The organism is Kitasatospora sp. NPDC088548 (assembly GCF_044753005.1).
Classification (GTDB): Bacteria; Actinomycetota; Actinomycetes; order Streptomycetales; family Streptomycetaceae; genus Kitasatospora.
The window spans coordinates 1-25,020 of record NZ_JBIVMI010000050.1 but is presented as its reverse complement, the minus strand read 5'-3'; the positions used below and the strand labels follow the sequence as shown (position 1 = coordinate 25,020).

Sequence of the window (25,020 nt, the reverse complement as noted above, 5' to 3'; positions counted from 1 at the left end):
TGTGAGCAGCGGCCGGCCCGTCAGCTCTCGTTGACGATCAGGAGAAAGCTGTGATCCAGCAGGAGTCGCGACTGCGTGTCGCCGACAACACGGGCGCGAAGGAAATCCTTTGCATCCGCGTTCTCGGTGGCTCCGGTCGCCGCTACGCCGGTATCGGGGACGTCATCGTCGCCACCGTCAAGGACGCGATCCCCGGCGGTTCGGTGAAGAAGGGTGACGTCGTCAAGTGCGTCGTCGTCCGTACCGTGAAGTCGCGCCGTCGTCCCGACGGCTCGTACATCCGGTTCGACGAGAACGCCGCTGTCGTTCTCAAGAACACCGACGGTGACCCCCGCGGTACCCGCATCTTCGGCCCGGTGGGCCGCGAGCTGCGCGACAAGAAGTTCATGAAGATCATCTCGCTTGCGCCGGAGGTGCTCTAACCCATGGCGAACAGCATGAAGATCAAGAAGGGTGACCTGGTCCAGGTCATCACCGGCAAGGACCGCGGCAAGCAGGGCAAGGTCATCCAGGCCATGCCCGCCGAGAACAAGGTCCTGGTCGAGGGTGTCAACCGGGTCAAGAAGCACACCAAGCCGGGCCCGGGCACTCAGGGTGGCATCGTCACCGTCGAGGCCCCGGTGCACGTCTCCAACGTCCAGCTGGTCGTGGAGAAGGACGGCAAGAAGGTCGTCACCCGCGTTGGCTACCGCTTCGATGACGAGGGCAACAAGATCCGCGTTGCCAAGCGAACCGGTGAGGACATCTGATGTCTGAGACGACTGTTGAGAAGGTGACCCCCCGTCTCAAGGAGCGTTACAACTCCGAGATCAAGGGTCAGCTGCAGGAGCAGTTCTCGTACGAGAACGTCATGCTGACGCCCGGCCTGGTCAAGGTCGTCGTCAACATGGGTGTCGGCGAGGCCGCCCGTGACAGCAAGCTGATCGAGGGCGCTATCCGCGACCTGACCGCGATCACGGGCCAGAAGCCGGCCGTGACCAAGGCCCGCAAGTCCATCGCGCAGTTCAAGCTGCGCGAGGGCCAGCCGATCGGCACCCACGTCACCCTTCGTGGTGACCGCATGTGGGAGTTCCTGGACCGTCTGGTGACGCTGGCCCTGCCGCGTATCCGTGACTTCCGCGGCCTCTCCCCCAAGCAGTTCGACGGCCGTGGCAACTACACCTTCGGTCTGACCGAGCAGGTTATGTTCCACGAGATCGACCAGGACAAGGTCGACCGTCAGCGCGGTATGGACATCACCGTCGTGACCACCGCTCAGACCGACGACGAGGGCCGGGCGCTCCTGCGCGCTCTGGGCTTCCCGTTCAAGGAGGCGTGAGCCAATGGCGAAGAAGTCCCTCATCGCGAAGGCCGAGCGGAAGCCGAAGTTCGGCGTCCGGGCCTACACCCGGTGCCAGCGTTGCGGCCGTCCGCACTCGGTGTACCGCAAGTTCGGCCTCTGCCGTGTGTGCCTCCGTGAGATGGCCCACCGCGGCGAGCTGCCGGGCGTGACCAAGAGCTCCTGGTAGTCAGGACCCCGCGGTAACGCCATAGCGAAGCAGGTGTGCCCGATCCCACGGAGCCCCTTTTTGGGGCTACGTGCGGAATCCCGTAAGGTAGTGGGGTCGGGCCCCCTGTCGCGGGAGCTCCATAGCTGCCGTCGACCCTCTTCGGAGGGCTCGCACCCAGTCTTACGACGCCGCAGGTCCCCTGCGTCTGTGCCCCTGCCGCACTCCTCTGGAGTGCGGCAGGGGGACCTGGCGCGGAGAAACCACGGCGAGAGAGGCCTGAGGCCATCATGACCATGACCGACCCCATCGCAGACATGCTCACGCGTCTGCGTAACGCTAACTCGGCGTACCACGACACCGTGGCGATGCCGGCCAGCAAGATCAAGGCGCACGTCGCCCAGATCCTGCAGCAGGAGGGGTACATCTCCTCCTACAAGGTTGAGGAGCCCGCTGAGGGAGAGGTCGGCAAGAAGCTGACCATCGAGCTCAAGTTCGGCCCCAACCGTGAGCGCTCGATCGCTGGCATCAAGCGGATCAGCAAGCCGGGCCTGCGGGTCTACGCAAAGTCCACCAACCTGCCGAAGGTGCTCGGCGGCCTGGGCGTGGCGATCATCTCCACGTCTTCCGGTCTCCTCACCGACAAGCAGGCCGCCAAGAAGGGCGTAGGCGGAGAAGTTCTCGCCTACGTCTGGTAATTCGGGAAACGGAGGTACAGCAATGTCTCGCATTGGACGGCTGCCCGTCCCGGTTCCCGCCGGCGTGGACGTCACCATCGATGGCCAGGCGGTCTCGGTGAAGGGCCCGAAGGGCTCCCTCACCCACGTTGTCGCCGCGCCGATCGAGATCGGCAAGGGCGAGGACGGCACGCTGCTCGTCACCCGCCCCAACGACGAGCGTCAGTCGAAGGCCCTGCACGGCCTGACCCGCACGCTGGTGGCGAACATGATCACCGGCGTGACCGCGGGCTACCGCAAGTCGCTGGAGATCAGCGGTGTTGGTTACCGCGTCGCGGCGAAGGGCTCCGACATGGAGTTCTCGCTCGGCTACAGCCACCCCATCCTGGTCCCCGCGCCGGAGGGCATCACCTTCGTCGTCGAGTCGCCCACCAAGTTCCACGTGGACGGCATCGACAAGCAGAAGGTCGGCGAGGTCGCCGCAAAGATCCGCAAGCTGCGCAAGCCCGACCCGTACAAGGCCAAGGGCGTCAAGTACGCGGGCGAGGTCATCCGCCGCAAGGTCGGAAAGAGTGGTAAGTAAGCGATGAGCGTCTCTGTCAAGATCGGCAAGGGCAACGCCTACAAGAGCGCCGCTCGCAAGCGCCGCGCGATCCGCGTTCGCAAGCGCGTCGTCGGCACCGAGGTGCGTCCGCGCCTCGTCGTGACGCGCTCGAACCGTCACATGGTCGCCCAGGTCATCGACGACGCCAAGGGTCACACCCTGGCGTCGGCGTCCACCCTCGACGTGTCCATCAAGGGCGTCGAGGGCGACAAGACCGAGCTGGCCAAGAAGGTCGGGAGCCTGGTCGCCGAGCGCGCCAAGGCCGCCGGCATCGAGTCGGTCGTCTTCGACCGCGCGGGCAACCGGTACGCAGGCCGCATCGCCGCTCTGGCCGATGCCGCCCGTGAGGCCGGGCTCGACTTCTAAGCCGCTCGTCGGCTCAGTCGACGGACGTAATCGAGAGAGGTAATTCCAATGGCTGGACCCCAGCGCCGCGGTAGCGGCGCCGGCGGCGGCACCGGCGGTGGCGAGCGGCGCGACCGTAAGCGTGACGACCGGGGTAACGCCCCCGCCGTCGAGAAGACCGCTTACGTCGAGCGCGTCGTTGCGATCAACCGTGTCGCCAAGGTTGTCAAGGGTGGTCGTCGTTTCAGCTTCACCGCGCTGGTCGTGGTGGGCGACGGTGACGGCACCGTAGGTGTCGGCTACGGGAAGGCGAAGGAGGTTCCGGCCGCCATCGCCAAGGGTGTTGAGGAGGCCAAGAAGAACTTCTTCAAGGTCCCCCGTATCCAGGGCACCATCCCGCACCCGATCCAGGGCGAGAAGGCCGCCGGCGTCGTGCTGCTGAAGCCGGCCGCCCCCGGTACCGGTGTTATCGCCGGTGGCCCGGTGCGTGCCGTCCTGGAGTGCGCCGGCATTCACGACATCCTGTCGAAGTCGCTCGGCTCGGACAACGCGATCAACATCGTGCACGCCACGGTGGCCGCTCTGAAGGGCCTCGTGCGCCCCGAGGAGATCGCCGCCCGTCGTGGCCTGCCGCTGGAGGACGTGGCTCCCGCCGCTCTGCTGCGGGCGCGTGCTGCTGGGGTGAGCGCCTGATGGCTCGCCTGAAGATCACGCAGACCAAGTCGTACATCGGCAGCAAGCAGAACCACCGTGACACCCTGCGTTCGCTTGGTCTCAAGCGCATGCACGACGTGGTGGTCAAGGAGGACCGTCCCGAGATCCGCGGGATGGCCCAGACGGTCCGTCACCTGGTGACGGTTGAGGAGGTGGACTGATCATGGCCGACCAGCCGATCAAGATCCACAACCTGCGGCCCGCCCCGGGTGCCAAGACCGAGAAGATCCGTGTGGGTCGTGGTGAAGGCTCCAAGGGTAAGACCGCCGGTCGTGGCACCAAGGGCACCAAGGCCCGCTACCAGGTTCCGCAGCGCTTCGAGGGTGGCCAGATGCCCCTCCACATGCGCCTGCCGAAGCTGAAGGGCTTCAAGAACCCGTTCAAGATCACGTTCCAGGTTGTCAACCTCGACAAGCTGGCCGAGCTCTACCCGCAGGGTGGCGAGGTCACCGTCGAGGGTCTGGTCGCCAAGGGCGCGGTTCGCAAGAACTCCCTCGTCAAGGTGCTCGGCACCGGCGAGATCTCGGTCGCCCTGCAGGTGACGGTTGACGCCGTCTCCGGCTCGGCCGCCGAGAAGATCACCGCCGCCGGCGGTACCGTCACCGAGCTCGTCTGAGCCCGCTGACTTCCCACGAGCCCCGTACCTCCCTTCCGGGAGGTACGGGGCTCGTGCGTTCCAGGCCCCGCACCTCCCCGGGAGGGGAGAGCGGGGCTCGTTCTTTTGTGTGGCAAACCCGGGCATCCCGTACCCCATGAGTGGGGGAGGGGCCGTTCGCGCTTCTTTCGAGTGGCTGCGCACTGTTAGAGTCCGTGGAGTTCCCTTGTAGGCTGCGCGTAGGCTCGCCTGTGCCGTCTGTACGGGGGCCCGAACCGCAAACTCCCCATTCAGGACCGACCCTCCCGCCGACGACGTGCGGGAGGCGCAGGAGGCACCGTGCTCAGTGCGTTCGCGCGGGCGTTCCAGACGCCCGACCTGCGCAAGAAGCTGCTGTTCACGCTGGGCATCATGGTGCTGTTCCGGCTGGGCTCGCACATTCCCGTACCCGGGGTCAGTTTCCAGGCTGTCAACGAGTGTGTGAAAGACACCAAGAGCAGCGGCCTCTTCGGGCTCGTCAACCTGTTCAGCGGTGGCGCGCTCCTTCAGCTGACGATCTTCGCGCTCGGCATCATGCCGTACATCACGGCCAGCATCATCCTCCAGCTCCTCACCGTCGTGATCCCGCGACTCGAGGCGCTGAAGAAGGAGGGGCAGGCCGGCACCGCGAAGATCACCCAGTACACGCGTTACCTGACCATCGCGCTCGCCGTGCTCCAGGGCACCGGCATCGTCGCGACGGCCTCCAGCGGCGCGCTGTTCTCGGGCTGCATCTACGCCAACCAGATCGTCCCGGACCAGTCGGTGTTCCGGATCGCTGTCATGGTCATCACGATGACCGCCGGCACCACGTTCATCATGTGGCTGGGCGAGCTGATCACCGACCGCGGCATCGGCAACGGCATGTCGATCCTGATCTTCACCTCCATCGCCTCCGGCTTCCCGGGCTCGATGTGGGCGATCAAGCAGTCCGGCACCATCGGTGACGGCTGGGTGGAGTTCCTCTCCGTCGTCGCGGTCGGCGTCATCGTTGTGATGCTGGTCATCTTCGTGGAGCAGGCCCAGCGCCGGATCCCCGTCCAGTACGCGAAGCGGATGATCGGCCGCAGGGCGTTCGGCGGCACCTCGACCTACATCCCCCTCAAGGTGAACCAGGCCGGTGTCATCCCGGTCATCTTCGCCTCGTCGCTGCTGTACATCCCCGCCCTGGTGGTCCAGCTGACCAACAGCCAGGCCGGCTGGGCGACGTGGATCAGGACCAACTTCGTCAAGGGTGACCACCCCGTCTACATGGCCACCTATTTCCTGCTGATCGTCTTCTTCGCCTTCTTCTACGTCGCCATCTCCTTCAACCCCGAAGAAGTTGCCGACAATATGAAGAAGTATGGTGGGTTCATCCCGGGTATCCGGGCCGGCCGCCCGACGGCCGAGTACCTGAACTACGTGCTCACCCGTATCACGTGGCCGGGTTCGCTCTACCTGGGCCTGATCGCGTTGATCCCGATGATCGCCCTGGTCGCCTTCGGACAGCAGACAAACTTCCCGTTCGGCGGCACCAGCGTGCTCATCGTCGTCGGCGTCGGACTCGAAACTGTGAAGCAGATCGAGAGCCAGCTCCAGCAGCGCAATTACGAAGGGTTCCTCCGCTGATGCGTATCGTCCTCGTCGGGCCTCCCGGGGCCGGGAAGGGTACTCAGGCGCACCTGCTCGCCAAGACCCTGTCCATCCCCCACATCTCCACCGGCGACCTGTTCCGCGCCAACATCGGTCAGGGCACCCCGCTGGGGCTCGAGGCCAAGAGCTACATGGACGCGGGTCGCCTGGTGCCGGACGAGGTCACCATCGGGATGGCCAAGGACCGGATGCTCCAGCCGGACGCCGCCAACGGCTTCCTGCTCGACGGCTTCCCGCGCAACCTGGGCCAGGCCGAGGCGCTCGACGGGTTCCTCGCCGAGCAGGGCATCAAGCTCGACGGTGTGCTGGACCTGGAGGTCCCCGAGGACGAGGTGGTCCGGCGCATCGCCGGCCGCCGGCTGTGCCGCAAGGACGGCGGCCACGTGTTCCACGTGGACTACAACCCGCCGAAGACCGAGGGCGTCTGCGACGAGTGCGGCGGCGAGCTGTACCAGCGCTCGGACGACACCGAGGAGAAGGTGCGCACGCGCCTGGAGGTCTACCACACGGAGACCGAGCCGATCATCGAGTACTACGCCCAGCAGGGCCTGGTGGCGACGATCCCGGCCCTCGGCAAGGTGGACGAGGTCACCCAGCGCGCGATCGAGGCGCTGAAGCAGGACAGCTGACCCGCCGAGTACGGCGGAACGCAGCATCGACGTACGTACGGCCGCGCTTGCCCTCCCGGGGCAGCGCGGCCGTACCGCGTCGTACGGTGGAACGAGTGCACGGCCGCCCGGCAAGGACCGGGCGGGAACCCTAGGAAGGCGTGACCAGATGGTGGAGATCAAGACCTCCGAGCAGATCGCGAAGATGCGAGCGGCCGGGCTGGTCGTCGCCGAGGCGCTGAAGGCCTGTCGCGAGGCGGTCGCCCCCGGGGTGACCACCCAGGAGCTCAACGACGTCGCGGACAAGGTCATCACGGACCACGGTGCCACCTCGAACTTCCGGGCCCACCACGGTGGTCTCTGGTTCCCCGGGGTGATCTGCGCCTCGGTGAACAACGAGGTCGTGCACGGCATCCCCGGTGACCGGGTGCTCCAGGAGGGCGACGTCATCTCCATCGACTGCGGCGCCATCCTGGACGGCTGGCACGGCGACTCCGCGATCACCGTCGCGGTCGGCGAGGTCCGGCCCGAGGTCGAGATGCTGAGCCGGGTCACCGAGGGCTCGATGTGGGCCGGCATCGCCCAGATGAAGAAGGGCAACCGCCTGGTCGACGTCTCCAAGGCGATCGAGGGCTACATCCGCCGTCAGCCGCTGCCGCCCAAGGGCAAGTGGGGCATCACCGAGGGCTACGGCGGCCACGGCATCGGCACCGCGATGCACATGGAGCCGCACGTGCTGAACTACGTCGAGCGCGGCCGCGGCAAGGGTCCCAAGCTGATCCCCGGCACCGTGCTGGCGATCGAGCCGATGGTGTCCCTGGGCACCCCGCACACCACCGTGCTGGAGGACGACTGGACGGTCGTCACCAACGACGGCACCTGGGCCTCGCACTGGGAGCACTCGGTGGCCGTCACCGAGCAGGGCCCGCTGGTGCTGACGGCCTTCGACGGCGGCCGGGCCGAGCTGGCGAAGCTGGGCATCACCGCGGCTCCGGACCCCCTCGCGTAACCGCTAAGGTGGCCAACTGCCGCTTCTGACAAGGGATCAGAGCCCTGGAGGTTTGGACCTCCAGGGCTTTTGTCCTATTTTTATCGGCTGGCAGTGGCTTCGAGCGAGGAGAGAGCAGTGCTCAAGGGATTCCGCGACTTCATGATGCGCGGCAACGTCGTCGACATGGCGGTCGGTGTCGTCATCGGCGCCGCGTTCACCGGGGTGGTGACCGGTTTCGTGTCGGCGTTCCTCACTCCGCTGGTCGGCGTGGTGGTCGGTGCCGCCGGCGACTTCAGCTCGTACAAGGCGACGGTGGCCGGCGTCACCTTCCCGTACGGGCAGTTCCTCAACGTGCTGATCGCGTTCTTCATGACCGCCGCGGTGCTGTACTTCTGTGTGGTGCTGCCGGTGACCAAGGCCACCGCCCGCTACATGCCGAAGAAGCCGAAGACCCCCAAGCGGCCGTGCCCCGAGTGCCTGACCGAGATCCCCCAGGCGGCCAGCCGCTGTTCGGCCTGCACCGCCCACGTCCAGCCGCTGACGGTGGCCTCGGTCGTGTGACGGCCTCGGCCGGACGGGGGCCCGTTTTGGTGCAGCCGACGCGCTGGCGTACGATGGACCGTCGGCTCACTCGTAGCGTGCTTCAGCACGCCCTCTTCCCTAGCGGGTCGGGGTGAACCCAGGTTCGCACGAGCGCGCCGCATACGGTAGCCGGTCCCGGAAGGTGGATCTCGCAGTTCATGGCTAAGAAGCAAGGCGCCATTGAGATCGAGGGCACCGTGATCGAGTCTCTTCCGAACGCGATGTTCAGGGTCGAGCTGCAGAACGGTCACAAGGTCCTCGCGCACATCAGCGGCAAGATGCGCATGCACTACATCCGCATCCTGCCGGACGACCGGGTCGTCGTGGAGCTCAGCCCCTACGACCTCACGCGCGGCCGGATCGTCTACCGCTACAAGTAAGAACGTCAGATCTAGACCCGGAGAACCTGAAGCATGAAGGTCAAGCCGAGCGTCAAGAAGATCTGCGACAAGTGCAAGGTGATCCGCCGCCACGGCCGGGTCATGGTGATCTGCGACAACCTGCGCCACAAGCAGCGCCAGGGCTGATCTCTCCCCAGCATTTCTCGTAGTACTTCGCGCGACGCGAAAACGTCATAAGCGGGCTACCCGATCCGTCCGTTTCCGGGCGGACTGCCGCCCCCGGTCAGAGGCCGGGGCTCCCTCACCGTGAGGTGTCGGAGTAGGTAGCACGCAAGACCTCTGAAGAACCACAGGAGCCTTGAATGGCACGCCTCGCCGGCGTTGATCTCCCCCGTGAGAAGCGGATCGAGATCGCCCTTACCTACGTGTACGGCATCGGCCGTACCCGCGCCCAGCAGACCCTGGCCGAGACCGGTGTCAACCCGGATGTCCGCGTTCGCGACATCTCCGAGGAAGACCTCGTGAAGCTGGGCCAGTACATCGACGCCAACTACACGGTCGAGGGTGACCTCCGCCGTGAGGTGGCCGCCGACATCCGCCGCAAGGTCGAGATCGGCTGCTACGAGGGTCTGCGTCACCGCCGTGGCCTGCCGGTCCGCGGTCAGCGCACCCACACCAACGCGCGTACCCGCAAGGGCCCGCGTCGCGCGATTGCCGGCAAGAAGAAGCCGGGCAAGAAGTAGTCCGCCCCCAAACCGGACATCCCTCCGGCCCGCGGGTCAGCGGACCGACCACCTCAGTAGGAGAACAGACTTATGCCCCCCAAGGGTCGTCAGGCTGCCGGCGCGAAGAAGATCCGCCGCAAGGAAAAGAAGAACGTCGCTCACGGCCACGCGCACATCAAGAGCACGTTCAACAACACCATCGTTTCGATCACCGACCCCGCGGGCAACGTGATCTCCTGGGCCTCCGCCGGCCACGTCGGCTTCAAGGGCTCGCGCAAGTCCACCCCGTTCGCCGCGCAGATGGCCGCCGAGGCCGCTGCCCGTCGCGCGCAGGAGCACGGCATGCGCAAGGTTGACGTCTTCGTGAAGGGTCCGGGCTCCGGCCGCGAGACCGCGATCCGTTCGCTCCAGGCCACCGGCCTGGAGGTCGGCTCGATCCAGGACGTCACCCCCACCCCGCACAACGGCTGCCGTCCGCCGAAGCGCCGCCGCGTCTGACGCAGCGCCTTCGGGCACGCGGGTCTTGTTTCACAACCTCGTACGGGGTCTCGTTTCGAGCGGGACCCCGTACGCTGGTTCTGTTCGGCATCAAATAGTGGGTGCCGACGTCAACTGGAGGATCTGAAAACATGCTCATCGCTCAGCGCCCCTCGCTGACCGAAGAGGTCGTCGACGAGTTCCGCTCGCGGTTCGTGATCGAGCCGCTGGAGCCGGGCTTCGGCTACACCCTCGGCAACTCCCTGCGCCGTACGCTCCTGTCGTCGATCCCGGGTGCCGCTGTCACCAGCATCCGCATCGACGGCGTCCTGCACGAGTTCACCACCGTGCCGGGCGTCAAGGAGGACGTCACCGACCTCATCCTCAACATCAAGCAGCTGGTCGTCTCCTCGGAGCACGACGAGCCGGTCGTGATGTACCTGCGCAAGCAGGGCCCGGGTGTGGTCACCGCCGCCGACATCGCGCCGCCGGCCGGTGTCGAGGTGCACAACCCCGAGCTGGTCCTCGCCACGCTGAACGGCAAGGGCAAGCTGGAGATGGAGCTGACCGTCGAGCGCGGTCGCGGCTACGTCTCCGCCGTGCAGAACAAGGCTTCCGGCCAGGAGATCGGCCGTATCCCGGTCGACTCGATCTACAGCCCCGTGCTGAAGGTCACCTACAAGGTCGAGGCCACCCGTGTCGAGCAGCGGACCGACTTCGACAAGCTGATCGTCGACGTCGAGACCAAGCCCGCCATGCGCCCGCGTGACGCCATGGCCTCGGCCGGCAAGACCCTGGTGGAGCTGTTCGGTCTCGCCCGCGAGCTGAACATCGACGCCGAGGGCATCGACATGGGCCCGTCCCCGACGGACGCCGCCCTGGCCGCCGACCTGGCGCTGCCGATCGAGGAGCTGGAGCTCACCGTTCGGTCGTACAACTGCCTCAAGCGCGAGGGCATCCACACCGTGGGTGAGCTCGTCGCCCGCTCCGAGGCCGACCTGCTCGACATCCGCAACTTCGGTGCGAAGTCGATCGACGAGGTCAAGGCGAAGCTGGCCGGCATGGGCCTGGCCCTCAAGGACAGCCCGCCCGGATTCGACCCGACCGCCGCCGCCGACGCCTTCGGCGCCGACGACCTGGACGACGCGGGTTACGCGGAGACCGAGCAGTACTGAGTTTGATGACGGGGGCGGTTCCCCGGGGCCGCCCCCGGCACCATGAAAGTCGTGCGGACACCGTGTCCGTACGCCCGCGGCGGTACCTGGTACGGCCGCCGTCGGAGATTCAAGGAGTCATTCCATGCCGCGTCCCACCAAGGGTGCCCGCCTCGGCGGCGGCCCGCACCACGAGCCGCTGCTGCTCGCCGGTCTGTGCCGGGAGCTGTTCCAGTACGGCCGCATCACCACGACCGAGGCCAAGGCCCGTCGGATGCGCCCGCTGGCGGAGAAGCTGATCACCAAGGCGAAGAAGGGCGACATCCACAACCGTCGCCTCGTTCGCAAGACGATCACCGACATCGCCGTGCTGCACACCCTCTTCACCGAGATCGCGCCGCGCTACGAGAACCGCCCGGGTGGTTACACCCGTATCACCAAGATCGGTCCCCGTCGTGGCGACAACGCCCCGATGGCCGTGATCGAGCTGGTCGAGGCGCTGACCGTCGCGCAGAACGCCGTCGGCGAGGCCGAGGCCGCCACCAAGCGCGCCGTCAAGGAGGCCGACGCCAAGGTCGAGGAGACCAAGGTCGACGTCGCCAAGGCCGACGAGGCCGAGGCCGAGCAGGCCTGACCCCCTCTGGGTGTCGCGGGCCCGCTCTCCCATTCGTGGGGGAGCGGGCCCGTTCCGTTATCTCTGGGAGTGATGCAGTGGTCAACGATTGCGCCGAGCGGCCGCCGGTCAAGGACGGCCCGGCCGACGGGTACGTCCGGGTCCGGCTCGATCTCGCCTACCACGGCGCGGAGTTCTCCGGCTGGGCCCGCCAGCGCGGCGGCCGCAGGACCGTGCAGGAGGAGATCGAGACCGCGCTGCAGATCGTCACCCGAAGCCCCGAGCTGTTCCCGCTCACCGTGGCCGGCCGTACCGACGCCGGGGTGCACGCCCGCGGCCAGGTCGCGCACGTGGACCTGCCGGCCGAGCTGTGGGCCGCGCACCGCGAGAAGCTGCTGCGCAGGCTGGCCGGGCGGCTGCCGGGGGACGTCCGGATCTACCGCGTGGGCGAGGCGCCGGACGGCTTCGACGCCCGCTTCTCGGCGATCTGGCGCCGGTACGCCTACCGGGTCGCCGACCACCCCGGCGGGGTGGACCCGCTGCTGCGCGGGCACGTGCTCTGGCACGACCGCCCGCTGGACCTCGACCTGATGAACGCGGCAGCCGAGCTGCTGCTGGGCGAGCACGACTTCGCGGCGTACTGCAAGAAGCGCGAGGGCGCGACCACCATCCGCACCCTGTTGGAGCTGCGCTGGGACCGCGTCCCGGTCGACGGCTACGCCAGCCAGGAGGGCTCTCTCGCGGTCGCCACCGTCCGGGCCGACGCCTTCTGCCACAACATGGTGCGGGCGCTGGTCGGCGCGATGCTGCTGGTCGGCGACGGGCACCGGCCGGTGGAGTTCCCCGGCGAGGTGCTGGCGGGCGGGGTCCGCAACTCCGCCGTCAACGTCATCCGGCCGTACGGACTGACGCTGGAGGAGGTCGGCTACCCGCCGGACGACCAGCTCGCCGAGCGCAACCGGGCGGCCCGCCGGATGCGGACGCTGCCCGGACAGCCGGTGGTTGGTTAATCCGTTTTGGTCCAGGGCGACCGCTTGGGACAATCTCCCCATGGGACACGTCGAGATTTCGCACCTTGAGTACTACCTGCCGGACGGGCGGGTGCTGTTCGACGACGCGTCCTTCCGGGTGGGGGAGGGTTCCGCGGTCGCCCTGGTGGGCGCCAACGGGGCCGGCAAGACCACCCTGCTGCGCATGATCGCGGGCGACATCCAGCCGCACGGCGGCTCGGTGACCATCAGCGGCGGCCTCGGGGTGATGCGCCAGTTCGTCGGCACCACCGGCCGTGAGGACCAGAAGGAGACGCCGGGCGCGCTGCCCGCCGACGCCTCCGTCCGGGACCTGCTGGTCTCCGTCGCCCCCGGGCGGATCGCCGTCGCCGCCCGCGCCGTGGACGCCGCCGAGCTGGCGATGATCGCCCAGGACGACGAGAAGACGCAGATGGCCTATGCCCAGGCGCTCTCGGACTGGGCCGACGTCGGCGGCTACGACTACGAGACCGACTGGGACGTCTGCACCATGGCGGCCCTCGGGATGCCCTTCGATAAGGCCCAGTGGCGCGGCCTGAACACGCTCTCCGGCGGCGAACAGAAGCGGCTCGTCCTGGAGGCGCTGCTGCGCGGCCCCGAGGAGGTGCTGCTGCTGGACGAGCCGGACAACTACCTGGACGTCCCGGGCAAGCGCTGGCTGGAGGAGGCCATCCGGTCCACCTCCAAGACCGTGCTGTACATCTCGCACGACCGCGAGCTGCTCTCCCGGACCGCACAGAAGATCATCAGTGTCGAGTCGGGGGCGGCCGGCAGCAGCGTCTGGGTGCACGGCGGCGGCTTCGACTCCTTCCACGACGCCCGCAAGGACCGCTTCGCGCGCTTCGAGGAGCTCGGCCGGCGCTGGGACGAGGAGCACGCCAAGCTCAAGAAGCTGGTCGTCACCCTGCGCCAGGCGGCCTCCGTCAGCCATGCCCTGGCCACCCGCTACGCCGCCGCGCAGACCAGGCTGAAGAAGTTCGAGGAGGCCGGCCGCCCGGAGGAGCCCCCGCGCGAGCAGAGCATCACCATGCGGCTCAAGGGCGGGCGTACCGGGGTGCGCGCCTTCACCATGGAGCAGCTGGAGCTCACCGGGCTGATGAAGCCGTTCGACCTGGAGGTCTACTACGGCGAGCGGATCGGCGTGCTCGGCTCCAACGGCTCCGGCAAGTCGCACTTCCTGCGGCTGCTGGCGGGGGACGGGACGGTCGCCCACACCGGTCGGTGGAAGCTCGGCGCCCGGGTGGTGCCCGGCCACTTCCGGCAGACCCACGCCCACCCGGAGCTGCTCGGCCGTACCGTCCGTTCGATCGTCGAGGAGGAGCACGCGCTCAGCCGCGGCGCGGCGATGGGCGCGCTGCGCCGCTACGAGCTGGACCGCCAGGAGGAGCAGAAGTTCGAGTCGCTGTCCGGTGGGCAGCAGGCCCGGCTGATGATCCTCAAGCTCGAACTCTCCGGGGTGACGGCCCTGTTGCTGGACGAGCCGACCGACAACCTGGACCTGGAGAGCGCCGAGGCGCTGCAGGCCGGGCTGGAGGCGTTCGACGGCACGGTGCTCTGTGTGACGCACGACCGCTGGTTCGCCCGGACCTTCGACCGCTTCCTGGTGTTCGGCGCGGACGGCCGGGTCTACGAGTCGGCCGAGCCGGTCTGGGACGTGACCAGGGTGGAGCGCGAGCGCTGAGGGATTTTGACCCACCCCGGCGCGCCCGGTAGGCTGGTCGCTTGTTGTGCGTATTGGCTCGCTCCATCTCACGTGAGAGGTCGGTACGCCGGAGATACCAGACCGACGACCAGCGGTCCCCCCTTGAATTGCGTCCAAGGCGGGCCGGGCTGATCCCTCGTTCAGGTGCTCCTGTCAGGACTCACTCACTGAAAAGCGAAGGCTACGACCGTGCGTACGTACAGCCCCAAGCCCGGCGACGTCCAGCGTCAGTGGCACGTCATCGACGCGACCGACGTCGTGCTCGGCCGCCTGGCCTCCCAGGCCGCCAACCTCCTCCGGGGTAAGCACAAGGCGATCTACGCGCCGCACGTTGACACTGGTGACTTCGTCATCATCATCAACGCGGACAAGGTGCACCTGTCGGGTAACAAGAAGACCCAGAAGCTGGCCTACCGCCACAGCGGTTTCCCGGGCGGTCTCCGCTCGGTCCGTTACGACGACCTCCTGGACAAGAACCCGGAGAAGGCCGTCGAGAAGGCCATCAAGGGCATGGTTCCCAAGAACAGCCTGGGCCGCCAGATGCTCTCGAAGCTGAAGGTCTACTCGGGCGACCAGCACCCCCACGCTGCCCAGCAGCCGGTGCCGTTCGAGATCACCCAGGTCGCGCAGTAACTCCGGCCACCAAGCCCCCCATCACTGAAAAGAGCTGAGGAACATCGTGGCCGAGACCACTGAAACCCTTGAGGTCGAGTTCGACGAGACCGTCGTCGAGGGCGAGTACACCTCCGAGGAGAACTACACCTCCGAGTCCCTGGCCGGCCGCTTCGGCGAGGCCGTCCCGGGCGCCGGCCTCGGCCGTCGCAAGGAGGCGATCGCCCGCGTGCGCATCGTCCCCGGCACCGGTCAGTGGAAGATCAACGGTCGCACCCTGGAGAACTACTTCCCCAACAAGGTGCACCAGCAGACCGTCAACGAGCCCTTCAAGCTGCTGGAGCTCGACGGTCGCTACGACGTCGTCGCCCGCATCTCGGGTGGCGGCGTGTCCGGCCAGGCCTACGCGCTGCGCCTCGGCGTGGCCCGTGCCCTGAACGAGGCCGACGTGGACAACAACCGCGCCGCCCTCAAGAAGGCCGGCTTCCTGATGCGTGACGCCCGCGCCGTCGAGCGCAAGAAGGCCGGTCTGAAGAAGGCCCGCAAGGCGCCGCAGTACAGCAAGCGCTAATTGCGCCCCAGGGGTGCGTACCGCCCTGGTGGTGCGCCCCCCTGGTTGCGCTCTCACGCCCCGGAGTACCCCGTGTACTCCGGGGCGTCGTGCTCCCCGGCTGTTGTGCTGCGGCCGAGGATTCGATCAGATTGACTGCCAGCAGCGGCGATGGAGGACGGGACAGTGGGACGACTCTTCGGTACGGACGGCGTACGCGGTGTGGCCAACGAAGGGCTGACGGCCGAGCTGGCGCTCGGGCTGTCGGTGGCGGCGGCACACGTTCTCGGTGAGGCGGGTGCCTTCGACGGCCACCGCCCGGTCGCCGTGGTCGGCCGCGACCCCCGTGCCTCGGGCGAGTTCCTGGAGTCCGCGGTCATCGCCGGTCTGGCGAGCGCCGGTGTCGACGTCCTGCGGGTCGGCGTCCTGCCCACCCCGGCGGTGGCCTATCTCACCGGTGCGCTCGGCGCGGACTTCGGCGTGATGCTCTCCGCCAGCCACAACGCCATGCCGGACAACGGCATCAAGTTCCTCGCCCGCGGCGGCCACAAGCTGGACGACCGGATCGAGGACGCCATCGAGGCGCACTACCGGACGTACTCGGTGGGCAGCGAGGAGTGGAAGCGGCCCACCGGCGCGGACGTCGGCCGGGTCCGCGAGTACACCGAGGGCTTCGACAAGTACGTAGCCCACCTGATCGGCGTCCTGCCCAACCGCCTGGACGGCATCCGGGTGGTCATCGACGGCGCGCACGGCGCGGCGGCCTACGTCGCCCCCGAGGCCTTCGCCCGGGCCGGCGCCGAGGTCGTCCACACCCTGGGGGCGGAGCCCACCGGCCTCAACATCAACGACGGCGTCGGCTCCACCCACCTGGCCAAGCTGCGCGCCGCGATGACGGAGTACCGGGCCGACCTCGGGATCGCCCTCGACGGCGACGCCGACCGCTGCCTGGCCGCCGACGCGGACGGCAACGAGGTGGACGGCGACCAGATCATCGCGATCCTGGCCGTCGCCATGAAGGAAGCCGGCACGCTGCGCCGCAACACCGCCGTCGCCACCGTGATGTCCAACCTGGGCTTCAAGCTGGCGATGGAGCGCGAGGGCGTGGACCTGGTGCAGACGGCGGTCGGCGACCGCTATGTGCTGGAGGCGATGAAGGAGAAGGGCTACGCGCTCGGCGGAGAGCAGTCCGGCCACGTCATCCTGCTGGACCACGCCACCACCGGCGACGGCACCCTGACCGGCCTGATGCTGGGCGCCCGGCTGGCCGCCACCAAGCAGCCGCTGGCCGACCTGGCCGCCGTGATGACCCGGCTGCCGCAGCTGCTGATCAACGTCAAGGGCGTGGACAAGAGCCGGGTGAACACCAGCGTCGAGCTGGCCGCGGCCGTCGCCGAGGCGGAGGCCGAGCTGGGCGCCACCGGCCGGGTGCTGCTGCGTCCGTCGGGCACCGAGCCGCTGGTCCGGGTGATGGTCGAGGCCGCCGACCAGGTGCAGGCCAAGGCCGTCGCGGAGCGGCTGGCCGAGGCGGTTCTGACCCACCTGGGCTGAGGTGCCCGGGCCTGCGTGCCCGGGCCGAGGACATGGCGAGGGCCCCCGCTCCGGCGGGGGCCCTCGGCCGTCTCAGAGCTTGCGCAGCAGGGCCCGGCGGACCTTGTGGTCCTGGCCCTTCTGCAGGATCAGGGTGGCCCGGCCCCTGGTGGGCAGCACGTTCTCCAGCAGGTTGGGCTTGTTGATGGTGCGCCAGACCTGGCGGCCGTACTCCATGGCCTCCTCCTCCGGCACCTCGGTGAAGCGGCGGAAGTAGGAGTTCGGGTCCTGGAAGGCGGTCTGCCGCAGCTTGCGGAAACGGTCCAGGTACCAGCTCTCGATGTCGTCGGTGCGGGCGTCGACGTAGATCGAGAAGTCGAAGTAGTCGGCCACCGCGAGACGGGTGCGGCCGTCGGTGCCGGGCAGGGCCGGCTGGAGCACGTTCAGGCCCTCGACGATCAGGATGTCCGGGCGCTCCACGGTGAGCCGCTCGTCGGGCACGATGTCGTACACCAGGTGCGAGTAGACCGGGGCGGAGACCGTCTCCTTGCCCGCCTTCACGTCCGCGACGAAGCGCATCAGCGCCCGGCGGTCGTACGACTCGGGGAAGCCCTTGCGGGCCATCAGACCGCGCCGGCGCAGCTCCGCGTTGGGCAGCAGGAACCCGTCGGTGGTGACCAGCTCGACCCGCGGGTGCTCGGGCCAGCGGGCCAGCAGCGCCTGGAGGAGCCGGGCGGTGGTGGACTTGCCGACGGCGACCGAGCCGGCCACACCGATGATGAACGGGGTGCGGGTGCGCTCGGTGTCCGGGGTGTCCAGGAACGTGCCCAGCGCGCCGCGCAGGTCGTGCGTGGCGTGGATGTAGAGGTTGAGCAGCCGGGACAGCGGCAGATAGACGTCGCGCACCTCGTCCAGGTCGAGGGCGGTGCCCAGACCGCGCAGCCGTTCCACCTCCTCGGCGGTCAGCGGCAGCGGCGTACGCTCGCGCAGCGCGCTCCACTCGGCCCGGCTGAGGTCCACATAGGGGGACGGCGAAGGGCCGGGCGTGGCGGCGCCCCGCGTACAGAGTTCGGTCAGCACGTGCTCCATTGTGGGCCGTAGCGGCGTTCACGGTGCTTGTGGTGTCGGTCACGCGCTGTGGGCGAACGGTGCGAAAAGGGCATCCGGAGCGCCCTTATGCTGGCACGCATGTGCGGAATTGTTGGATACGTGGGCTCTCAGCCCGCCCTTGACGTAGTAATCGCAGGCCTGCAGCGACTCGAGTACCGGGGCTACGACTCGGCCGGTGTCGCGGTGCAGGTACAGGGCTCCGACGGGCAGTGGAGCCTGGCCACCGACAAGCGGGCGGGCAAGCTCGCCAACCTGGAGAAGTCGCTCGCCGAGACCCCTCTTCCCGGCGGCACCACCGGCATCGGCCACACCCGCTGGGCCACCCACGGCGGCCCGACGGACGCCAACGCCCACCCCCATCTGGATGACGCCGTCCGGGTGGCAGTGGTCCACAACGGCATCATCGAGAACTTCGCCCAGCTGCGGACGGAGCTGGCCGAGCGCGGCCACACGCTGCGCTCCGAGACCGACACCGAGGTCGTCGCGCACCTGCTGGCCGAGGTGTACGACGGCGACCTGGCCGAGGCCATGCGGACGGTCTGCCGCCGCCTGGACGGCGCCTTCACCCTGGTGGCCGTGCACGCCGACGCCCCGGACGTGGTGGTCGGCGCCCGCCGCAACTCGCCGCTGGTGGTCGGGCGCGGCGAGGGCGAGAACTTCCTCGCCTCGGACGTGGCCGCGTTCATCGCGCACACCCGCGAGGCGATCGAGCTGGGCCAGGACCAGGTCGTGGAGCTGCGCCGGGACGGTGTCACGGTGACCGACTTCGACGGCCGCCCGGCCGACGTGCGCGAGTACCACGTCGACTGGGACGCCTCGGCCGCCGAGAAGGGCGGCTACGACTACTTCATGCTCAAGGAGATCGCCGAGCAGCCGAAGGCCGTCGCCGACACCCTCCTCGGCAGGATCGGCACCGACGGCCGGCTCACCCTCGACGAGCTGCGGATCTCCGACGCCGACCTGCGCTCGGTCGACAAGGTCGTCATCGTCGCCTGCGGCACCGCCTTCCACGCCGGCATGATCGCCAAGTACGCGATCGAGCACTGGACCCGCGTCCCCTGCGAGGTCGAGGTCGCCTCCGAGTTCCGCTACCGGGACCCGATCCTGGACCCGGGCACGCTGGTCATCGCGATCTCCCAGTCCGGCGAGACCATGGACACCCTGATGGCGCTGCGGCACGCCCGCGAGCAGGGCGCCAAGGTGCTGGCGATCTGCAACACCAACGGCTCCACCATCCCGCGCGAGTCGGACGCGGTGCTGTACACGCACGCCGGGCCCGAGGTCGCGGTCGCCTCCACCAAGGCGTTCCTGACCCAGCTGGTCGCCTGCTACCTGGTCGCGCTCTACCTCGGCCAGGTGCGCGGCACCAAGTGGGGCGACGAGATCTCCGCCGTCATCAAGGAGCTCGGTGACGCGCCCCGGCAGGTCGAGCAGGTGCTGGAGACCATGGAGCCGGTGCGCGAGCTGGCCCGCTCGCTGGCCGACGCCCGTTCGGTGCTGTTCCTCGGCCGGCACGTCGGCTTCCCGGTGGCCCTGGAGGGCGCGCTCAAGCTGAAGGAGCTGGCGTACATGCACGCCGAGGGCTTCGCGGCGGGCGAGCTGAAGCACGGGCCGATCGCGCTGATCGAGGAGGGGCTGCCGGTCGTGGTGGTCGTGCCGTCGCCGCGCGGCCGGTCGATCCTGCACGACAAGATCGTCTCCAACATCCAGGAGATCCGGGCCCGCGGCGCCCGCACCATCGTGATCGCCGAGGAGGGCGACGAGGCGGTCGTCCCGTACGCGGACCACCTGATCCGCATCCCGGTGACCCCGACCCTGCTGCAGCCGCTGGTCTCCACCGTGCCGCTGCAGGTCTTCGCCTGCGAGCTGGCCACGGCCAAGGGCCACGAGGTGGACCAGCCGCGCAACCTCGCGAAGTCGGTCACCGTCGAGTAGCGGGGAACCGCTCGCCGGTCCGGTGCCCCCGCGGTGGCTCTGCCCCACCGCGGGGGCACCGTGCTGTCCGGGGGCGAGCCTCCGGACCGCGGGCCGCGGCAGGTGTCGCCCGGGCCGGACGCGGGCGTAGCGTCGGCGGTAGTCCTCGCCGCAGCCGACCCGCTGGGAGATTCCGTATGCGCCGTGCTCACCGTGTCGAAGAGGTCCGGGCCGCCGAGGCCGAACTGATGGCCCGGCTGCCCGGGGGCACCCTGATGCAGCGGGCCGCCGCCGGCCTCGCCGCCACCTGCGCGCGGCTGCTGATCCGCCGTCGCGGCCGGGTCTACGGCAGCCGGGTGGTGGTGCTGGCGGGCAGTGGCGACAACGGTGGTGACGCCCTGTACGCGGGCGCGGCGCTGGCCCGGCGCGGGGCCCGGGTGACGGCGGTGCTGCTCGCGCCGGAGCACGCCCACCCGGGCGGGCTGGCGGCGCTGCGGGCCGCACGCGGACGGGTGGTGGCGGAGCAGGAGGCCGGACTGGCCGGGTTCACGCGCGCGGACCTGGTGCTGGACGGCATCGTCGGCATCGGCGGGCGCGGCGGACTGCGCCCGTCGGCGCTGCCGTACGCCCGGGCGCCGCGGACCGGCCTCGTGGTGGCCGTGGACCTGCCGAGCGGGGTGGACGCCGACACCGGCGAGGTGGCGGGCGAGGCGCTGCGGGCCGATGTCACGGTCTGCTTCGGGACGTACAAGCCGGGCCTGCTGATCGACCCGGGGGCCTCGTACGCGGGCGTGGTGCACCTGGTGGGGATCGGGCTGGAGCTGCCGGTGGCGGGGGTCGAGGCGCTGCAGCACGCCGAGGTGGCGGAGCTGCTGCCGCTGCCGCAGGCGGAGAGCGACAAGTACCGCCGGGGCGTCGTCGGGGTGGCCGCCGGGTCGGCGACCTACCCGGGGGCGGCGCTGCTGGCCGTCGCGGGAGCGCTGCGCGGCGGCGCGGGCGCGGTGCGGTACGTCGGCACGGCGGCCGAGGAGGTGGTGCGGCGGTTCCCGGAGGCGCTGGTCACCGCCGGCGGCCCGGCCGGGGCCGGGCGGGTGCAGGCCTGGGTGGTCGGTCCGGGCGGCGGCGAGGGGGCGCGGCAGGCGCTCGCGGAGGCGCTGGCGAGCGACGTCCCGGTGCTGGTGGACGCGGACGGGCTCACCGAGCTGGGCCGGCTCGGCCCGCGGGCCCTCGCCGGGCGGACGGCGCCCACGCTGCTGACCCCGCACACCGGCGAGGCGGCCCGGCTGCTGGCGGGCGTGGACGGCACCCCGCCGCCGAGCGCCGCGGAGCTGGCCGGCGCCCGGCTGGCCACCGCGCGCCGGCTCGCCGCCGCCTACCGGGCGACGGTGCTGCTGAAGGGCTCCACCACGGTGGTCGCCGACCCGGGCGGGACCGCCCGGGTCAACCCGACCGGGACCTCCTGGCTGGCCACGGCCGGCAGCGGCGACGTCCTCGCGGGCCTGGCCGGCTCGCTGCTGGCGGCCGGCCTGCCGGTGCTGGACGCCGCCGCCGTGGCCGCGTACCTGCACGGCCTGGCCGGCCGCCACGCGGCGGGCGAGCCGGGCGCGCCGGTGACGGCCCTGGAGGTGGCCGCCGCCCTGCCAGCCGTCTGGCAGGACGTCCGGGAGTCCGCCGAGGGCTCCGGGCCGGGGCGGAACCGGTGGTGATTCGTGGGCGTCCGGAAGGGCGGGGCGGCCGGGTCGGTCCGGTCGGAGCACCGGCCCGGGGCCGCCGCGCCGCCGGGCCGTTCGGCGGGGACCCTGGGACGTCTGGGAGACTGACCCTGATGACAACTGCGAAAACGACCGGCACGGCCACTCTCACCGACGGCGTACGGGCCGAGGCGACCATCGATCTGGCCGCCCTGCGCGGCAACCTCGCCGCGCTGCGCGAGCGCGTCGGCAGCGCCGCGGTGATGGCCACGGTCAAGGCGGACGCCTATGGCCACGGGGCGATCCGCTGTGCCCGTGAGGCGGTCGCCGCAGGCATCGGCTGGCTCGGTACCGCCCTTCCGCAGGAGGCGCTGGCGCTGCGTGCCGCCGGTATCGGCCCGGACCAGGCCCGTGTCCTGTGCTGGCTCTGGACGCCCGGCGGCCCCTGGCGCGAGGCGCTGCTCGCCGATGTGGACGTCTCGGTCAGCGGCCGGTGGGCGCTCGACGAGCTGCTGGCCGCCGTCCGCGCCACCGGGGTCCCGGCCCGGGTGCACCTGAAGGCCGACACCGGCCTGGGCCGCAACGGCTGCCAGCCGCACGACTGGCCCGAGCTGGTCGCCGCCGCCCGCCGCGCCGAGGCGGAGGGCCTGCTCAGGGTGGTCGGCATCTGGTCGCACTTCGCGGCCGCCGACGAGCCGGGCCACCCGTCCGTCCGGATCCAGCTGGACGCCTACCGCGAGGCCCTGGCGTACGCCGAGGCCGCCGGGCTGCGCCCCGAGGTCCGGCACCTCGCCAACTCGCCGGCCACGCTGCTGCTCCCGCAGTCGCACTACGACATGGTCCGCACCGGCCTGGCGATGTACGGGCTGTCGCCCGTGCCCGAGGTCGGTTCGCCGGCGGACTTCGGGCTGCGCCCGGTGATGGCGCTGACGGCCCGGCTGGCGCTGGTCAAGCACGTCCCGGGCGGGCACGGGGTCAGTTACGGCCACCACTACACCACGCCGGGCCCGACCACGCTGGGGCTCGTGCCGGTCGGCTACGGCGACGGCATCCCGCGGCACGCCAGCGGCACCGGCCCGGTGCAGATCGCGGGCAAGTGGCGCACGGTGGCCGGCCGGGTGGCGATGGACCAGTTCGTCGTCGACCTCGGCGGCGAGACGCCCGCGATCGGCGAGGAGGTGCTGCTGTTCGGCAACGGCGAGCGGGGCGAGCCGACCGCCGAGGACTGGGGCCGGGCCTGCGGCACCATCGCGTACGAGATCGTGACCCGGCTCGGCGCCCGGGTGCCGCGCCGCTACACCGGCGGTGTCGCCGAAGGCCCGGCGGCATGAGCGAGGAGGCCGGCCCGGTCGTGGCCGCGGCCAGGGCGGCGACCGGGGTGAGCCGGGCCGGCCTGATCGGGATCTCGGTCGGCGTGGTCGCGGCCGGCGCCGCCGCCGGGGTGGCGATCGAGCGGCTGACCGTCGGCCGGGCGACCCGCCGCCGGGCCCGTGCCGAGCTGGACGCCAACGCCCCGTACGGCTCGCTGCGCGGACGTCCGGTGACGGTGACCGCGCCGGACGGCACCGAGCTGTACGTGGAGCTGGACGGCACCGGCTGGCCCGAGCCGTCGGCCCAGGACACCGCGGGGGCCGATGCTCCGCCGGCCGGGCCGGAGCCGCTGACCGTGGTGTTCTGCCACGGCTACTGCCTCAACCAGGACAGCTGGCACTTCCAGCGGGCCGCGCTGCGCGAGGGCATGCGGCTGGTCTTCTGGGACCAGCGCAGCCATGGCCGATCCGAGCGCTCGCGTTCGTACCTGGCCGGCGAGCCCGCCAGCATCGACGAGCTGGGCGGGGACCTCAAGGCCGTGCTCGACGCCGTCGCGCCGACCGGGCCGCTGGTGCTGGTCGGCCATTCGATGGGCGGCATGACGGTGATGGCGCTGGCCGACCAGCACCCGGAGCTGTTCCGGACGGGGGTGACCCCGGCCGAAGGCGGGGGGAGGGTCGCCGGGGTCGCGCTGGTCGGCACCCTGGCGGGGGACTGGGAGGCCGTCAGCCTCGGCCTGCCCGCGGCCGGCGCCAAGCTCTTCAAGAAGGTCGCCCCGGGGGTGATGAAGCTGCTCGGCCGTCAGGTCGGGCTGGTGGAGGCGACCCGGCGGGCGGGCGCGGACCTCACCGCCGTCCTCTACCGGAAGTTCTCCTTCGGCGGGAAGGACGTCGACCCGGGCGTGGTCCGGTTCGCCGAACAGCTGCTGGACGCCACCCCGATCGACGTGGTCGCCGAGTTCTACCCGGTCTTCGGCGCGCACGAGAAGACCACCGCGCTGGCCACCCTGCGCGACATCCCCACGCTGGTGCTGGCCGGCACCAAGGACCTGCTCACCCCGCCCGGCCACAGCGAGGCGATCGCCGAGCAGCTGCCCGGCGCCGAACTGGTCCTGGTCGAGGACGCCGGCCACCTGGTGATGCTGGAACACCCCGGGCTCGTCGACCGGTGCCTGGCCGCTCTGCTCCGGCGGGCCGTCGGCTACCGCGGCACCGCGCCGCTGCCGCCGTCCGTGCGCGACCTGCTCTGATCCGGCGCCGGGAGCCGGGCGGGCCGGGGCCCCGCCTTCCGGTACGGACCGCCGCCCGGAGCACGCCGGTACCCGGATGTGGCACCGTAGCGGGGGCGGCCGGCGGTCGGTGCGCCGCACGGATCGAAGGGCATTTCACGCGCATGGGCTCGGACGCGACTCTCACCGTTCCCACTCCCGAGCGGATGGGCCGGCTCGGCCGGGAACTGGCCGCGCTGCTGCGGCCGGGGGACCTGGTGCTGCTCTCCGGCGAACTGGGGGCGGGGAAGACCACGCTGACCAGAGGGCTGGGGGAGGGGCTCCAGGTGCGCGGGGCGGTCACGTCGCCCACCTTCGTGATCGCCCGGGTGCACCCGTCGCTGGTCGGCGGTCCGGCACTGGTGCACGTCGACGCGTACCGCCTCGGCGGGGACCTGGACGAGATGGAGGACCTCGACCTGGACGTCTCGCTGCCGGAGTCGGTGGTGGTGGTCGAGTGGGGCGAGGGCAAGGTCGAGCGGCTGTCCGAGGACCGGCTGGAGGTACGGATCGAGCGCGCCCTCGGCGGCGCCGGGGCCGAGGACGACCTGGACCCGCGCCGGGTGGTGCTGACCGGGATCGGCCCGCGCTGGGACGGGGTGGCGCTGGCCGCGCTGGCCTAGGGCCAATGCCGGTGACTTTGTGGTCGGTGTCTCGTTGGTTGTGGTGTGGCGAGGGTGGGGCAGGTCAAGTCGCCTGCGGATGAGCGGATATCGGA

General features: G+C 70.2%; 31 protein-coding genes. 30 read left to right on the top strand and 1 reads right to left on the bottom strand.

Going from position 1 to position 25,020, the window contains the following annotated elements; translation table 11 throughout:
- The first annotated feature begins 50 nt into the window (after positions 1–50).
- The 25 genes from rplN to glmM all read left to right on the top strand — a co-directional run bounded on the left by rplN (position 51) and on the right by glmM (position 17,030).
- Positions 51–422 (top strand): 50S ribosomal protein L14, encoded by a 372-nt coding sequence (gene rplN, locus ACIP82_RS36615; protein ID WP_030393301.1) that lies wholly within the window; start codon positions 51–53, stop codon positions 420–422.
- A gap of 15 nt (positions 423–437) precedes the next feature.
- Positions 438–749: a 50S ribosomal protein L24 gene (gene rplX, locus ACIP82_RS36610; protein WP_030055828.1), complete on the top strand. Its 312-nt coding sequence runs from the start codon at positions 438–440 to the stop codon at positions 747–749.
- Positions 749–1,318, top strand: coding sequence for a 50S ribosomal protein L5 (rplE, locus tag ACIP82_RS36605; RefSeq protein WP_238862989.1), 570 nt, complete (start codon positions 749–751; stop codon positions 1,316–1,318). The genes rplX and rplE overlap by 1 nt, the downstream gene beginning before the upstream one ends.
- Positions 1,319–1,322: 4 nt before the next feature.
- A complete protein-coding gene (locus tag ACIP82_RS36600; protein ID WP_030393303.1) occupies positions 1,323–1,508 on the top strand; it encodes a type Z 30S ribosomal protein S14 in 186 nt (61 codons plus the stop codon).
- 269 nt (positions 1,509–1,777) lie between these two features.
- The gene (rpsH, locus tag ACIP82_RS36595; RefSeq protein ID WP_350503566.1) at positions 1,778–2,185 is read left to right on the top strand and encodes a 30S ribosomal protein S8; all 408 of its coding nucleotides are present in this window, start codon (positions 1,778–1,780) and stop codon (positions 2,183–2,185) included.
- Between the two features lie 22 nt (positions 2,186–2,207).
- Positions 2,208–2,747: a 50S ribosomal protein L6 gene (gene rplF, locus ACIP82_RS36590; RefSeq protein WP_363605506.1), complete on the top strand. Its 540-nt coding sequence runs from the start codon at positions 2,208–2,210 to the stop codon at positions 2,745–2,747.
- Between the two features lie 3 nt (positions 2,748–2,750).
- Positions 2,751–3,134: a 50S ribosomal protein L18 gene (rplR, locus tag ACIP82_RS36585; RefSeq protein WP_209414075.1), complete on the top strand. Its 384-nt coding sequence runs from the start codon at positions 2,751–2,753 to the stop codon at positions 3,132–3,134.
- Between the two features lie 48 nt (positions 3,135–3,182).
- The gene (gene rpsE / locus ACIP82_RS36580; RefSeq protein ID WP_030055834.1) at positions 3,183–3,806 is read left to right on the top strand and encodes a 30S ribosomal protein S5; all 624 of its coding nucleotides are present in this window, start codon (positions 3,183–3,185) and stop codon (positions 3,804–3,806) included.
- Positions 3,806–3,988 (top strand): 50S ribosomal protein L30, encoded by a 183-nt coding sequence (rpmD, locus tag ACIP82_RS36575; protein ID WP_030251557.1) that lies wholly within the window; start codon positions 3,806–3,808, stop codon positions 3,986–3,988. The genes rpsE and rpmD overlap by 1 nt, the downstream gene beginning before the upstream one ends.
- 2 nt (positions 3,989–3,990) lie before the next feature.
- On the top strand, positions 3,991–4,443 hold the full coding sequence (gene rplO, locus ACIP82_RS36570; protein WP_400659908.1) for a 50S ribosomal protein L15: 453 nt from the start codon (positions 3,991–3,993) through the stop codon (positions 4,441–4,443).
- Positions 4,444–4,761: 318 nt separating this feature from the next.
- Positions 4,762–6,072, top strand: a complete 1,311-nt coding sequence (gene secY / locus ACIP82_RS36565; RefSeq protein WP_363605509.1) for a preprotein translocase subunit SecY — start codon at positions 4,762–4,764, stop codon at positions 6,070–6,072.
- Entirely contained in the window at positions 6,072–6,725 is a 654-nt protein-coding gene (locus tag ACIP82_RS36560) for an adenylate kinase (RefSeq protein WP_400659905.1), read from the top strand. Before secY ends, ACIP82_RS36560 begins: the two co-directional genes overlap by 1 nt.
- Positions 6,726–6,873: 148 nt before the next feature.
- A complete protein-coding gene (gene map, locus ACIP82_RS36555; RefSeq protein ID WP_363605513.1) occupies positions 6,874–7,713 on the top strand; it encodes a type I methionyl aminopeptidase in 840 nt (279 codons plus the stop codon).
- Positions 7,714–7,830: 117 nt separating this feature from the next.
- Positions 7,831–8,256, top strand: a complete 426-nt coding sequence (gene mscL, locus ACIP82_RS36550) for a large conductance mechanosensitive channel protein MscL (RefSeq protein ID WP_363605514.1) — start codon at positions 7,831–7,833, stop codon at positions 8,254–8,256.
- A 179-nt stretch (positions 8,257–8,435) separates the two neighbouring features.
- Positions 8,436–8,657 carry a translation initiation factor IF-1 gene (gene infA / locus ACIP82_RS36545; protein ID WP_014047798.1) on the top strand — a complete coding sequence of 74 codons (222 nt, stop codon included), beginning with the start codon at positions 8,436–8,438 and terminating at the stop codon, positions 8,655–8,657.
- 33 nt (positions 8,658–8,690) lie between these two features.
- Positions 8,691–8,804, top strand: a complete 114-nt coding sequence (gene rpmJ, locus ACIP82_RS36540; RefSeq protein WP_003956441.1) for a 50S ribosomal protein L36 — start codon at positions 8,691–8,693, stop codon at positions 8,802–8,804.
- Between the two features lie 176 nt (positions 8,805–8,980).
- On the top strand, positions 8,981–9,361 hold the full coding sequence (rpsM, locus tag ACIP82_RS36535) for a 30S ribosomal protein S13 (RefSeq protein WP_030232510.1): 381 nt from the start codon (positions 8,981–8,983) through the stop codon (positions 9,359–9,361).
- Positions 9,362–9,433: 72 nt separating this feature from the next.
- Positions 9,434–9,841 carry a 30S ribosomal protein S11 gene (gene rpsK / locus ACIP82_RS36530; protein WP_030232513.1) on the top strand — a complete coding sequence of 136 codons (408 nt, stop codon included), beginning with the start codon at positions 9,434–9,436 and terminating at the stop codon, positions 9,839–9,841.
- A gap of 131 nt (positions 9,842–9,972) precedes the next feature.
- Positions 9,973–10,995 carry a DNA-directed RNA polymerase subunit alpha gene (locus ACIP82_RS36525; RefSeq protein WP_030055844.1) on the top strand — a complete coding sequence of 341 codons (1,023 nt, stop codon included), beginning with the start codon at positions 9,973–9,975 and terminating at the stop codon, positions 10,993–10,995.
- A gap of 124 nt (positions 10,996–11,119) precedes the next feature.
- A complete protein-coding gene (rplQ, locus tag ACIP82_RS36520) occupies positions 11,120–11,608 on the top strand; it encodes a 50S ribosomal protein L17 (RefSeq protein WP_363605516.1) in 489 nt (162 codons plus the stop codon).
- Positions 11,609–11,685: 77 nt separating this feature from the next.
- On the top strand, positions 11,686–12,597 hold the full coding sequence (gene truA / locus ACIP82_RS36515; RefSeq protein ID WP_400659898.1) for a tRNA pseudouridine(38-40) synthase TruA: 912 nt from the start codon (positions 11,686–11,688) through the stop codon (positions 12,595–12,597).
- Between the two features lie 40 nt (positions 12,598–12,637).
- Complete coding sequence (locus ACIP82_RS36510) at positions 12,638–14,296, top strand: ATP-binding cassette domain-containing protein (RefSeq protein WP_363605519.1); 1,659 nt, start codon at positions 12,638–12,640, stop codon at positions 14,294–14,296.
- 210 nt (positions 14,297–14,506) lie between these two features.
- Entirely contained in the window at positions 14,507–14,950 is a 444-nt protein-coding gene (gene rplM / locus ACIP82_RS36505) for a 50S ribosomal protein L13 (protein ID WP_363605520.1), read from the top strand.
- A gap of 46 nt (positions 14,951–14,996) precedes the next feature.
- Complete coding sequence (gene rpsI / locus ACIP82_RS36500) at positions 14,997–15,500, top strand: 30S ribosomal protein S9 (RefSeq protein WP_093861727.1); 504 nt, start codon at positions 14,997–14,999, stop codon at positions 15,498–15,500.
- Between the two features lie 165 nt (positions 15,501–15,665).
- Complete coding sequence (gene glmM / locus ACIP82_RS36495; RefSeq protein WP_400659894.1) at positions 15,666–17,030, top strand: phosphoglucosamine mutase; 1,365 nt, start codon at positions 15,666–15,668, stop codon at positions 17,028–17,030.
- Positions 17,031–17,102: 72 nt separating this feature from the next.
- On the opposite strand, the gene coaA is transcribed toward glmM, so the two are convergent.
- On the bottom strand, positions 17,103–18,098 hold the full coding sequence (gene coaA, locus ACIP82_RS36490) for a type I pantothenate kinase (RefSeq protein ID WP_363605522.1): 996 nt from the start codon (positions 18,096–18,098) through the stop codon (positions 17,103–17,105).
- A gap of 99 nt (positions 18,099–18,197) precedes the next feature.
- On the opposite strand from coaA, the gene glmS reads away from it, so the two are divergent.
- From glmS to tsaE, 5 genes are all read left to right on the top strand, one after another.
- The gene (glmS, locus tag ACIP82_RS36485) at positions 18,198–20,054 is read left to right on the top strand and encodes a glutamine--fructose-6-phosphate transaminase (isomerizing) (RefSeq protein WP_400659892.1); all 1,857 of its coding nucleotides are present in this window, start codon (positions 18,198–18,200) and stop codon (positions 20,052–20,054) included.
- Between the two features lie 176 nt (positions 20,055–20,230).
- A complete protein-coding gene (locus tag ACIP82_RS36480; protein ID WP_400659890.1) occupies positions 20,231–21,739 on the top strand; it encodes an NAD(P)H-hydrate dehydratase in 1,509 nt (502 codons plus the stop codon).
- 119 nt (positions 21,740–21,858) lie between these two features.
- Complete coding sequence (gene alr / locus ACIP82_RS36475) at positions 21,859–23,055, top strand: alanine racemase (protein ID WP_400659887.1); 1,197 nt, start codon at positions 21,859–21,861, stop codon at positions 23,053–23,055.
- Positions 23,052–24,284, top strand: coding sequence for an alpha/beta hydrolase (locus tag ACIP82_RS36470; RefSeq protein WP_363605528.1), 1,233 nt, complete (start codon positions 23,052–23,054; stop codon positions 24,282–24,284). Before alr ends, ACIP82_RS36470 begins: the two co-directional genes overlap by 4 nt.
- Positions 24,285–24,427: 143 nt before the next feature.
- Positions 24,428–24,925, top strand: a complete 498-nt coding sequence (tsaE, locus tag ACIP82_RS36465; RefSeq protein WP_363605529.1) for a tRNA (adenosine(37)-N6)-threonylcarbamoyltransferase complex ATPase subunit type 1 TsaE — start codon at positions 24,428–24,430, stop codon at positions 24,923–24,925.
- Positions 24,926–25,020 lie beyond the last annotated feature (95 nt).